At 53.7% G+C, this 11,783-nt stretch carries 10 protein-coding genes; all 10 read right to left on the bottom strand.

Features of this window, described 5'->3' with window-relative positions:
- Window positions 1-2: 2 nt before the first annotated feature.
- The gene (locus R3I13_RS00175) at window positions 3-962 is read right to left on the bottom strand and encodes an acetyl-CoA carboxylase carboxyltransferase subunit alpha (protein WP_346317731.1); all 960 of its coding nucleotides are present in this window, start codon (window positions 960-962) and stop codon (window positions 3-5) included.
- Window positions 963-1,244: 282 nt separating this feature from the next.
- Window positions 1,245-1,571, bottom strand: a complete 327-nt coding sequence (locus tag R3I13_RS00180) for a hypothetical protein (protein WP_346315880.1) — start codon at window positions 1,569-1,571, stop codon at window positions 1,245-1,247.
- A 34-nt stretch (window positions 1,572-1,605) separates the two neighbouring features.
- Entirely contained in the window at window positions 1,606-1,908 is a 303-nt protein-coding gene (locus tag R3I13_RS00185) for a hypothetical protein (protein WP_346315881.1), read from the bottom strand.
- Window positions 1,909-1,995: 87 nt separating this feature from the next.
- Window positions 1,996-2,595: a GDSL-type esterase/lipase family protein gene (locus tag R3I13_RS00190; protein ID WP_346315882.1), complete on the bottom strand. Its 600-nt coding sequence runs from the start codon at window positions 2,593-2,595 to the stop codon at window positions 1,996-1,998.
- Between the two features lies 1 nt (window position 2,596).
- Window positions 2,597-3,856, bottom strand: a complete 1,260-nt coding sequence (gene kynU / locus R3I13_RS00195; RefSeq protein ID WP_346315883.1) for a kynureninase — start codon at window positions 3,854-3,856, stop codon at window positions 2,597-2,599.
- A gap of 144 nt (window positions 3,857-4,000) precedes the next feature.
- Complete coding sequence (locus R3I13_RS00200) at window positions 4,001-4,582, bottom strand: hypothetical protein (RefSeq protein WP_346315884.1); 582 nt, start codon at window positions 4,580-4,582, stop codon at window positions 4,001-4,003.
- 51 nt (window positions 4,583-4,633) lie between these two features.
- Window positions 4,634-5,953 carry a DUF4302 domain-containing protein gene (locus R3I13_RS00205; RefSeq protein WP_346315885.1) on the bottom strand — a complete coding sequence of 440 codons (1,320 nt, stop codon included), beginning with the start codon at window positions 5,951-5,953 and terminating at the stop codon, window positions 4,634-4,636.
- A gap of 28 nt (window positions 5,954-5,981) precedes the next feature.
- Window positions 5,982-6,887, bottom strand: coding sequence for a putative zinc-binding metallopeptidase (locus R3I13_RS00210; RefSeq protein WP_346315886.1), 906 nt, complete (start codon window positions 6,885-6,887; stop codon window positions 5,982-5,984).
- Between the two features lie 38 nt (window positions 6,888-6,925).
- Window positions 6,926-8,383 (bottom strand): RagB/SusD family nutrient uptake outer membrane protein, encoded by a 1,458-nt coding sequence (locus R3I13_RS00215; RefSeq protein WP_346315887.1) that lies wholly within the window; start codon window positions 8,381-8,383, stop codon window positions 6,926-6,928.
- Window positions 8,384-8,393: 10 nt separating this feature from the next.
- Window positions 8,394-11,726 carry a SusC/RagA family TonB-linked outer membrane protein gene (locus R3I13_RS00220; RefSeq protein WP_346315888.1) on the bottom strand — a complete coding sequence of 1,111 codons (3,333 nt, stop codon included), beginning with the start codon at window positions 11,724-11,726 and terminating at the stop codon, window positions 8,394-8,396.
- Window positions 11,727-11,783 lie beyond the last annotated feature (57 nt).

Raw genomic sequence — 11,783 nt, forward strand, 5'->3', positions numbered from 1 at the left:
TATCAGCGCTCTTCAAAAAAGCCCATATTGGAGAATTTCTCAATCCGTTGCTCGATGCGCGTATCCGCGTCTACCGGCTTCAGTTCAGCCAGCGTGGCCTTGAGTTTTTCCTTCAGGATGGCTGCCATTTCCTCATGGTTGGAATGCGCGCCGCCGATGGGTTCTTTGATCACCCCGTCTACCAGTCCGAACTGGCTCATGTAGCCGGAAGTAAGCTTCAGCTCTTCCGCCGCTTTTTCCTTGAAATTCCAGCTTCTCCAGAGGATGGTGGAGCAGTTTTCAGGGGAGATAACAGTGTACCAGCTGTTTTCCAGCATAAAGATCCTGTCGCCGATGCCAATGCCGAGCGCCCCGCCGGAAGCGCCTTCGCCGATGATCACGCAGATCACGGGCACGCGGAGCTTCACCATTTCAAAAAGATTGCGGGCAATGGCTTCGCCCTGGCCGCGCTCTTCCGCTTCAAGGCCGGGATATGCGCCTGGCGTATCGATAAGGGTGATGATCGGTTTGTTGAACCTTTCGGCCAGCTTCATAAGGCGGAGGGCCTTGCGGTAACCTTCCGGGTTGGCCATGCCGAAGTTACGTATCTGGCGCATTTTGGTGTTGATGCCTTTCTGCTGCCCGATAAACATAACGGTTTCGCCGTCCAGGTCTGCAAACCCGCCTACCATCGCCTTATCGTCTTTCACATTCCGGTCGCCATGCAGCTCCACGAAATTAGTGGTCATGCGCTCGATGTATTCCAGCGTATACGGCCGGTCCGGATGGCGGCTCAGCTGCACTTTCTGCCAGCTGGTGAGATTGTTATAGATCTGTTGTTGGGTGTCAGTGATTTTTTGTTCGTACTCCTTTACCGTAGCGGAAACATCCACACCGGATTTTTCACCGTTCTCTCTCAGTTTCTCCAGTTGTTCGTACAGATCAGCAATTGGTTTTTCAAAATCCAGAAATTGCATATACAGTTTTAAAAAGGTTAAAGTATTGCACCAGGTAATGGTCGATATTTATTTTGCCCGGTGAAATATATCTGTTCCATAAAGATAGTAAAACCCTGTATTGGGAACCCGGAGGCCACTTCGTACAGGGATCGCATTCAACGATGATCCCGGTTCGGCCCGGGACAGGAGTGCAAATGTAGGATATTTCTAAGTATATCAAAATGACACGCCGCATGGAAGTGCCCTTTCATGGTAAAATGCCTGTAAAAAACTGATTAACAATAATTTGCCGGGTGGGAAGTATGATCAGGGATCAGCCGGCAACTTATAGGCGCTAAGAATATTGCCCCAGATAGTTGTAAAACTCAGGTACAACATCATCATCCCCGCGAAGGAAAGATATCTTTCGCAACCGGCCAGCTTTGTTTTGGATATCACTTCCCATGGGTCTGGATCAAAGGCATAATAACAGAAGAAAAATGCCACCGGGATATTTCCGCCTGCGATGAATGTGCCGGCCAATATGCCCATATCCGCCCGGTCGCAGCGTCTCTGCCGGAGAATGATAATTGCAAGCACGAGCAGCGTAAAGAAAAAAGCCGATGCCGGGTAAAGCTTATTCAGGTCTGGCATGTTAACAAACAATTTAATGGGTTACAACAAACACTCACCTCACTTTTTCTCTCATTTTTTTTACCTCGGAAAAATATCCCAGGCATCCACCGCCGATCAAAGCCGCCACCTGCAGCGCCTTATTTACAAACTCCGACCAAACAGGATGCGCTATCGCTTTCGCAAGCGGAGACGCCACAAAAACATCAGTCATTATCATTGCGCCGATTGCCATCGAACTGGCCATTGTCAATAAATAAAAAAACTCCGGACCGTCCATCTTTCCAGCGCCGGCCGGCCGTTTCCCGGCATTCGCATCCGATGGAGGCTGAACGTTTGTTGTTGAAATTCTTGGCATAAAAAACATGTTTTGGTGTTACATGTAAATTAAATTTTGTCCGCCAGAATTTGGAATATTCTTATTTACTATATGAGACGCATACACTTATTTTCTCAGGAAACCACTCACCTGCTCCGCCCAATATGCATACACCTTCGCTGAAGGATGCAACTGATCTTCCACCAAACTCTCAGGCCTGCCGCCCGTTTCGCGGTACACAGGCGTGATGTCCGCGTAATTGAAATTCATCGCAGCGCTTATTTCCCGGTTAATGTTATTGAACCGGTCGATGGCCGCAGCGATGGCCGCAGCATCGCGGTCTTTTGCAAACGGCGTAACGCCCCAGTCGGGAATGCTGATCACGGTTACATTCTGCGCCGCCGTAAGCTCCAGCGCCTTTTTCGCCAGCCACTCAAATGTTGAAGCGTAGTCTGCTTCACTCATGCCGCGGTATTGGTTGTTTACACCGATCAGCAGCGTTACATAATCGTAAGACGGCTGCAGGCGCGTGTTATGCAGCAGGTGCGCGATCAGCTCGTCCGTCGTCCATCCTGTTTTGGCGATGATCTCCGGCGCATGGAACTGTTTGCCATTGGCCCGCAGCAGCTGCAGGGCCTGGTAAGGATAACTGTCGTGCAGCGGTACGCCTTCGCCGATCGTATAGGAATCGCCGAGTGCCAGCCAGGTTTTCGGTGAATTGGCCATATCAGAAAGTTTGTAATACTTCGTAAAAACGGTATACGTCTGTATAAGAACAGTACAGTGGCGCAGGCGCCAGGCGGATCACACCGGGTTCGCGGTAGTCGCAGATGATCCCGTTTTCCATCATGCGCGTTTGAATGGCCTTGCCGTTCTGCGGGAAAAACAATGACAGCTGCGCACCCCGTTGCTGCGGATCTTTCGGCGTGATCACCTCGAAAGGCAGTTGCGTTTGCCCCAGCAAAAACTCCAGGTAGGCGGTGAGCTGTATGCTTTTTTCTCTCAGCCGTTCAATACCCGCTTCGCGGAACAGTTCCAGGGAGGCTTTCAGCGCAACCATGTTGAACACCTGCGCAGTGCTGATCTGCCAACCGGCAGCGCCGTTGCGGGGAATGAAACCTTTTTCCATTTTGAAACGCGTCTTTTCGTCATTACCCCACCAGCCGCCAAGCCGCGGGAATTGCGGATCGCTGCCGAAGCGCTCATGCACGTAAAGCCCGCCGGCCGCGCCGGGGCCGGCGTTCAGGTATTTATAGGAGCACCAAACGGCAAAATCCACATTCCAGCTGTGCAGTTGCAAAGGAATATTGCCGGCCACATGCGCGAGGTCCCAGCCGGCGTAAGCGCCGGCTTCGTGGGCTGCTGCCGTAATGGCGGGCATATCGTAGAACTGGCCGGTGTAATAATTGATGCCGCCCATCAGCACTACAGCGAGGGAATCGCGGTGGCGGTGAATGGCGGATAAAATATCTTCCGTATGCAGCAGCTTCTCTCCTTCCCGTGGATGCACTTCAACGATCGCGTCTTCAGGATCAAAGCCGTGCAGGCGCACGAGCGTTTCCAGCGCATACTGGTCGGAAGGGAAAGCGCCTGCTTCCATCAGGATGCGGTAGCGCTGCTTGTTTGGCCGGTAAAAACTTTGCATGACCAGGTGCAGGTTCACCGTAAGTGTATTCATCACCGTTACTTCATCTTCGCCGCATCCCATCATGCCTGCCAGGGTTTCGCTGAAGTTGTACTGGTAATACAGCCAGGGATTGCGCGCGCGGAAATACCCTTCCACGGCCATGTTCTGCCAGTCTTCCAGCTCCTGCTGAATAGCCCCGGCCACAGAACGTGCCTGTAAACCGAGTGAATTGCCGCAAAAATAAATGCTGTCTTTCCCGTTGTGCTGCGGGAAGTGGAAGCGGGACTTAAACCCGTTCAATACATCAGCAGCATCCCTTCCCTGCGCGAAGGATGCTGTTGTCTCAAAAGCAGTGTTCATACGGCAATATACTATTCCGGCCGTTCTGCACAAAAAAAGAAGGCGGGCGTGATAATTTGAAAGCAATGAAAAAGCCGCACGGACCATCGTCCACACGGCTTTTCTTTTTCCAGGTTTTATAGCAGGGTTGCTGAAAACAAATGATCAGTCCTTCAGGCCCAGGTAGGCTTTCACAGCTTTGTAGTCGTTCCAGTTAACGGCCTGGCGGGCGGTGGTGCCGCCGGGTATCAGGATGTAACGGAACTGGAACACTCTTGCGCCTGCGGTATTGTTACGTGAGCTGAGGTCGAAGTTGGAGATCATGAATATTTCCCCTTCGTAGAAAGTGGTGGTGCAGCTCAGGCCTCCGCCGATGTAGATATCGAACAGCGGCAGCGGGTCCACTTCCGGCGCGGCAGCTGTACCCCAGTTGAAATATACTTTTATCTCGCCGGAGTTGACGATCTCTTTGGTCAGTTTCGGCGCGGTGATGGTTGCCGTGAAGGCCAGCGTATCGCCGGTGTCAGGATCTTTTTCAGGAACAAATGCCACATCCATCCAGGCGGAGTAGATCACATTCGCGGTGCCGGCAGGGCCATTGGGACCGGCAGGACCAGCGGGACCAGCAGGACCTGCAGGACCAGCGGGGCCGGCAGGACCGGTATCACCGTCTTTCGAGCAGGAAACAGCGATAACAGCAACAAACATCATGAGGACGTATACTATGCGGGGTGTCATCCATTTCATAACAGTTAATTTTAGTTATTAATAATTGGTATTTCGTAAACAGTTGTCTGATCAATATTCCCAGGTGATCCAGGCCTTAGCGTCACGCGCGCTCACCATGTCGTAGGTAGTCGGGCTGGTTTGCACCAGGTAATAACCAAGCGGGTCGCTCCATTGAATGGCGGTATTGACATATGGGTCTTCCGCTTCAGGCGGCACATCGCCGAGCGTGCCCAACCAGCTGAAGATCACTTTCCCGTTGGTGAAGGTGGGCGGCTCGAATGCCGCACCAAATTCGATAGACGCGGTTCCGCCGGAGTTGTACACCCATCCTGCCAGGTCGTATATCAGCCCGCCGCCCGCATCACCGAAACGGGGCCAGAATACGAGGAACATGAAATTGGAGATATCATGCAGCTTAAAGGCATCGTCCACACCGTTTACATGGAAGCCGTTGAGCGTAGCCCAGTAGCTGTCTTGCTGTGCCACAAAGTTCCACCAGCGCGAAGGCGCCTGCACATCTAACACCACGGGCGCGATGGCACCGGCTATCGTGGAAGGCGTAGCACCGTTCACGTTCATCGTGAAGGCGGAAGCGCCGGCATTCCAGCTAAAATTTGAAAAAGAGTTGATGGTGCTCGCGCCGTTTACCAGCGGGTTGGTCAGCTGTATGCCGGTGTTGTTGACAACATAGCCCGTGGTGTGCTGGTGAGCTGTGCCTGCGCCGTCCCTCCAGGTGAAGGTCACTGTTCTCTCCGTTTTGTTTACCTGTATTTCATATTGCGTGGCGCCGTAGTGAAGGCGTTTGAAATAATTGAGGATGCGCGCGCTGAGGTCTTCAAACAGCAATACATTTTTCCATTGTCCGTTCTGCCAGGTCTGCAGATCCTGCTGGGTAGACCTTTTCAGCACCAGCTTGCTGCCTTTGAAGCGGCCGGTGAGTTTGATGCTGTCTGCCGCCAGCGAGTCCAGCGAAAACTCGAAATCTGAATTCAGCCCTTCGCCGGGTGTACCGCCATTTACAGAACCATCCGGGTCTGCAAGAATATGGAGATAGGAATAAGTATCGAAGATCAGCGCGGGCTGCTGCAGTGCTTTGAGGCGGTAGCTGCTTTCTTTCCGTTCTGATGCGGTGAGCGTGTCTATATCGCCGAACATCAGCACGCGGTTTGCGTTGTTGAAGCTGAAGTGGAAATTATAGATGCTGCCGGCAGCCGTTGTAAGCCGGGCATTCCAGCCGAACTGCGCGCCTTCCAGGGCAGTCTGGTATTCGCTGAGGGTCTTGTTGATCCGCTCGTCCGTAGTGCCGGGAAACACAGAATCATTATTGTCCTTCCGGCAGGAAGAGAAGGCCAGTAACGCGGGTAATAGATATGTTATAATTCGTTTCATCTGTTGAATGTTATCCGTAAAGGAATAATTACCGTGTCAGCGCATCGATGGCGGTCCTGGTGCGGGTTTGCAGGCTGTAGAAATTGATCTTCCAGGCCTCTGCAAAATATTTCACTACGATGGCCTCTTTCTGCCGCAGCCGCGCTTTGGCCTGCCCGGGCGTTGTGCCGCCGGGACCGGGCTGCGTAATGCTGTTCACCAGGTTATCGAAGCCCTGTTTGCCTTCCACCAGCATCATAGCGATCATTTCCACGAAATCTTCATCAGGCGCGCTCATGGCATAAGCGGTCACAAAACCGTCTGCCCTAGCATCGGCATCGGATACGTTATTCCAGTTGGAGGTGTACATGCCGACCGATATGCGTTTGTATTCGTCGGGGTACATGGCGTTCTGGTGCAGGATGTGTCCGAACTCATGCTCGATGGTATGGAACATCTGCTTTACGCCGAAAGAATCAGTAGGCACATAACCGGCCATCGATTTGGTGCGGAAGTCATTCAGCACATACAATACTATCTTCCGGCCGCCTTCCGCGGTACCAAGGGTAATAGTGCCGTCTGTATTGTAACTGGCACTGCCTACCAGCACGAAGAATTTGGGAACATACCGTTTCACGAACAACTCTCCTGCTTCGGCTTCGTAAGGTTTGAGCCAGGCCCGGCGGATGGTGCTCAGCACAGGGATGATCTTTTCTTCTTTGGGCGGCACCAGCGTGTGGGTATAATCCAGCTCACCCTGGTCCCATTTATATTTCACGGCAACGTTCAGCGGCGTGGTAAGACTGTCTTTGATCCAGATGTCTATGGGGCCGGGCGCCCAGGTGTCTCCGCCCAGGCCGGGGATGTCGTTCACATCATCCAGCTTTTCGTCCCTCCTGCAGGCGGCCAGCGCGCAGCAGAGAAGGAGGAAGGTCAATATGTTGATATGCTTCATATGCATGTTTGTGCTTTTAAAGTTTGTGCCTTGTGTTGTTAACGTGGGTTGCCCGGTACGCCGGAGATCGCCGCGGAAGACGGTATCTGGAACAGCCTGCGCGGATCGTTGCCGGTGAGGTTGAATGTCCCCCCACCGTTTGCCACCACGTGCGTTACGGGTATGCGGTAGCGGAGGATGTCGAACCAGCGCATGCCTTCCTGTACATATTCAGCCCGTTTAAAATCGAGAATGGTGCGTATCAGCGCAGTCTGTAAATTATTGGTGCCGTAAAAGTTCCGCACCTTGGTAGCTGTAACGGCGTGGGCGCCGGGATTATAATCGACGATGCGCGTGGCGGCGTAAGTGTTCAGGTCACTGATGGCAGCGCTCGTGTTGTTCAGGTAAGTATATGCTTCCGCGCGGTTGAACAATACTTCTTCGGCGGTGAACAGCGGTACCATTACATAAGCGGTACCAATGCCGGCGTTCACAGTGGAGCGCACGAAGTATTCATTTACTTTAGGGATCAGGAGGTTTTCGGAGCCGCCGCTGGTGAAGGTCTGGTTCCTGAATACCCAGTTCCCCCCGGTTACATTGGGGCCCAGTATCTCGTTGCGTTTGGCGGGATTAAGTGCGTAACGGAACCTGAAATAATAACGGCCATACACGGAAGGCGTTTCCACCAGCAGCAGGTTAGCCGGCTCGGTGGCTTTCGCATAAACGGCAAACAGTTCCAGGTAGGTCATTGTTCTATACGTGGTATTCCAGGGGCGCAGCAACGGGGTGATGTTGTTGTCCGGGAATACAAGCGTGGCATAGGTCACCACCTTTGTCCAGTCCTGCTTGAAGAGATAAAAACGTGCGGCAAACGCGTAGGCAGCCGCAGTAGTGAAGTGATACGCAGGAACGCTGTAACGTTTGTTGTCCAGCATCGGGATCCCCGTCAACAGGTCCTTTTCTATCATTTCGTACACATACGCCACTGTTTTCCGGTCATATTGTTTGATCACCACATTCTCCGGTTCGGTTACATACGGTATGCCCGGGCTGGTAGCCGCCGTGGCAGGATCGTAGGTCTCAGAGAAAAAGGTGACCAGCATAAAATGCGCGTAGGCCCTTGCAATGAGCGCTTCCCCTTTCTGCGAACGGTAATTCTCAGGATCTGGCGCTTTATCGCAAACCTGGATGGCGAGGTTGGCAGCCGCGATGGCTTCGTAGCATGCATTCCAGTAATACTCCGGGGAATCTTCCTGGTCGTCTCTCACATCACGGAACTGGAAGGGATCGGTATTGATGTTTTCGATGACGCCTCCCGCTTTGTCGGCCACGTTGTCGGACTGGCCTTCGGTAAAGGCCATGTAATTGGCCTGCGGGTAAGCCGTGCCCAGCAGGCGCGACACCTGTTCCGGGGTGTTCAGTTCGGCCCGCATATCCGGCGGCTGCTCCAGGTATTTTTTACAACCGGCCGCGGCCACCGCGAGGCAAATGCTTGTGTATATCAGCAGTCTTTTCATGTCAGTTCAATTAAATGCCCACTTTCAGGGTTAGCGTAAATTGTTTCTGCACAGGCAGCGCCACGCCGCCGGTATTGAAGAATTCCGGGTCCTGCCCTCTCAGTTTATCATCAGACAATATCAGCCAGGGATTGATAGCGGCCCCGGAAACGCTCGCGCTGTTCAGCCCGATCCTGTTGAGCAGCGCAGGCTGGAACGCATAGGTGAGCGATACGGTCTTGAGCCGCAGGAAAGCGCCGCTGGCCACCCGCGCGGTTGAATAGTTGTAGTTGTTGTAAGGGTATTCACCGTTCAGCCGCGACTGCTCCAGGCCACCCAGGATGGAAGGCACGATCGTCACTTTTTCATCCCCCGGCATCAGCCAGCGGTCCAGGTATTCCTTGGGCGTGGCATCGAGGTCGGAGTAGGCAGTCTTGAATGCAGGGTACAGCCTGATCTTGTTGCCGCCCTGTGCGGTAACGAAGATGTTCAGCGACAGGTTTTTATAGTTGAAGGTGTTGGACCAGCCGCCGGTCAGGGTGGGGTCTACCGGGCCTTCGTATACGAGGTGGCTGATATCCCTGTCCTGCAGGTAAACGCCTTCGCTGGTCTCTCCTTTTTCGTTGACGAACAGCGGAGCGCCGTTGTAGCGGTCAAGCCCTTTGAATTGCAGGGAAAACAGGCTGCGTACCGGGAATCCCTGGCGGTTGCCGCCTTCAGCCTGCACCATGTTGAATATCTGCGGGCGGCTCCTGTCGCTGGTGATCTCGTTTTCGTTGTAGCTGAAAGTGACATTGGTTCTCCAGCCCCAGTTCCTGCGGGTGATCACCGGCCCGCCTACCATCAGTTCCGCGCCCCACGAATCCATGTCTGCATAGTTGGCGGCTTTCTCCGCTTCCCCGCCGATGCCGGAAGTGCGGATAATGCTGATGAGGTCGAAGCTCTGGCGGATATACCCGTCGAGGCTTACGTTTAGTTTATTCTTGAACAAACCAAAGTCCAGCCCGGCATTGGCCGTGTAGGCCTTTTCCCAGGTAAGCTCGGAGTTTTCCAGGTTAGCCAGCCTGATCACGGATTCCACTTCGGTAAAATATGGACGGGTAGTGTTGATATTGCGAAGCACAATGCTGGAATTAGTTGCGGGGCCCATACTGGCCGTGAGGCCGTAAGATGCTCTTACTGTCAGGTAATCTACCCACGACAGGTTCTGCATGAATGGTTCCCTGTCCGCATTCCAGGAGGCTGCAAGGCTCCAGGTGGGCAGCCAGCGGGCGGTGGTGCTTTTGCCCAGCCTGTTGGAACCGTCGTAACGGACCGTACCGGTAAAGTTGTAACGCTGCCTGAAGGTGTAACCTGCCGAGCCATAGAATGCCACAAACCGGTCCCAGTCCTTACTCATACCATAATACGGGAAATTGCTCTCGATGGTTTGCTTCACGATGCGGTAATCTATGAAGGGCACCCCGCCATTGTCGTATTGATAACCGAAACCGGTATTGCTCGCCTTCTGCCGGTCCGCGGATTTCACCTGCATACCGGCCAGGAGGTTTACGGAGTGGATGTTGTTGAAGGTTTTGATGAAGGAAAGGCTGTTCCTGAAATCATAGCTCACCAGCTGGTCTTCCGTCCTGTTGTAAAAACCGCCGTAAGGCAGCACTACCACGGGGTCCGCTTCGGGATTATCGGGATCGCGGTAGAGGAAACGGTTGTTTTCCCTGATCGTGGCATTGCCCGCAGCGCGGTACGCATTGGCCATGTTGGCCCTTTCCGTGATCTGGTGCTCCATGCTGGATTTCACGTAACGCACTGCTCCTACGAATTCGAAAGTGAGCGCGGGCGTGAACTTATATTTCAGGTCGCCCTGCAGGCGGAGGTCCGACACATTGATATTGAGATAATTATTTTCCAGTTCGGTGAGGATGTTGAAAGGTGCGAAGTTGCGGCGGAAATATTCCCGCTCGCCGTTCTCGTCATAGGCCGTCATGGTACGGCTGGCATTGAGGGCGTAGCTGAAAGGGTTGATATCGAAGTCCCTGTCGTACTGCCCTTCCACCGGGTTCTCCTGCCTGGTGAGCGAACCCGGCGCACGTTGCTGCCTTACGGAAGCGAGAGCGGAGAAACCCACGGTGAGGCGGTCGGAGAAATTATAGTTGTTGCGGAAATTGAGTGTGTAACGGTTCACCCGGTCGGCCACCGTCCAGCCATTGTCGCCATAATAACTCGTGGAGAAATAGGACTGTGATTTATCGGTACCGAAGGAAACGCTGAGGGAATGTTCCTGCACAAAGTTGTTGCGGAACAGCAGGTCGAACCAGTCCGTATTGGCGGCTGCGTACCTTTTCAGGAAAGCTGCGCGGCCTTCCGGTGTGTTGGGAACGGGGAAATTGCCGTTCTGGTCCGCCAGCATAAGCTCGTACATTTTGCCGAACACGCCGTTATCCGCCCGGTCCAGGATATTCGGCTCCAGGGCGCCTTTCCTGTACAGTTCCGCGAGTACGGACATCTGCTGGGAAGAATTCATAATGCTGTAATCGGCGTAGGAAGGTTTCAGCATGGTGCTGAAATTGCCGGTGTACGACACGAGTGGTTTACCCACGCGTCCTTTTTTGGTGGTGATCACCACCACGCCATTCATGGCCCTGGCGCCGTAGAGCGCGGTGGCCGCGGCGTCTTTCAATATTGCGTAGCTCTCAATGTCGTTGGCATTCAGGCCGGCCACGGCGGAGCCCAGCAAGGTGGTTGGGTCCCCGCTGGAAAGCTGGTCGTTGGAAATATTGATGATCTCTTCCAGCACCACGCCATCCACCACCCAAAGCGGTTTATTGTCGCCATGGATAGAAGTGGCGCCCCTGATGCGGAGCTTGGGCGCGGCGCCGAATGAGCTGGATACGTTCTGCACGGAAACGCCGGCAGCGCGGCCTTCCAGCATGCGGCTCAGATCGGCCACCCCGTCGATCTTCACATCGTCGCCCTTGAGGGTAACGGCGGCGCCGGAGAATTTTCTTTTGTCCAGGTCCTGGAAGCCGGTCACCACTACTTCAGACAATACGCCGCCAGCCTGCTCCAGCTGGATGTTCAGCGGTTGCCCGCGGTAAGTGACCACCTGCACTTTTTTACCGAGGTAGGAAAAACGGATGCTGTCTCCCGTTTTGCCGGCGAGCGCAAAATTACCGTTCACATCCGTGAGGATGCCTTTACGGTTCACGAGATTTTCCACGGTCACGCCGGGGAGCGGTATTTTTTCATCCGCGTCGGTGACCCTGCCCCGGATCAGGGAAGAAGGTACAGAATCCTGATAAGCTGTGGTTTCCGTTGCAAAAGCGTCAGCAGGTGTAGATGCTGCAAGCAGTAACAGGATAAACAAGACCGGGAGTTTTAGGCGCCACTTCCCGGCGTCACAGGCGTAAACCTTTAATTGCAT

It is taken from the genome of Chitinophaga sp. YIM B06452, from assembly GCF_039655965.1.
GTDB lineage: Bacteria > Bacteroidota > Bacteroidia > Chitinophagales > Chitinophagaceae > Chitinophaga.

Bases quoted from the DNA above. Each gene is read 5' to 3' on its own strand.
- R3I13_RS00180 (WP_346315880.1), bottom strand. From the start codon at position 1,571: ATGCCAGACCTGAATAAGCTTTACCCGGCATCGGCTTTTTTCTTTACG.
- R3I13_RS00185 (WP_346315881.1), bottom strand. From the start codon at position 1,908: ATGCCAAGAATTTCAACAACAAACGTTCAGCCTCCATCGGATGCGAAT.
- R3I13_RS00190 (WP_346315882.1), bottom strand. From the start codon at position 2,595: ATGGCCAATTCACCGAAAACCTGGCTGGCACTCGGCGATTCCTATACG.
- kynU (WP_346315883.1), bottom strand. From the start codon at position 3,856: ATGAACACTGCTTTTGAGACAACAGCATCCTTCGCGCAGGGAAGGGAT.
- R3I13_RS00200 (WP_346315884.1), bottom strand. From the start codon at position 4,582: ATGAAATGGATGACACCCCGCATAGTATACGTCCTCATGATGTTTGTT.
- R3I13_RS00205 (WP_346315885.1), bottom strand. From the start codon at position 5,953: ATGAAACGAATTATAACATATCTATTACCCGCGTTACTGGCCTTCTCT.
- R3I13_RS00210 (WP_346315886.1), bottom strand. From the start codon at position 6,887: ATGAAGCATATCAACATATTGACCTTCCTCCTTCTCTGCTGCGCGCTG.
- R3I13_RS00215 (WP_346315887.1), bottom strand. From the start codon at position 8,383: ATGAAAAGACTGCTGATATACACAAGCATTTGCCTCGCGGTGGCCGCG.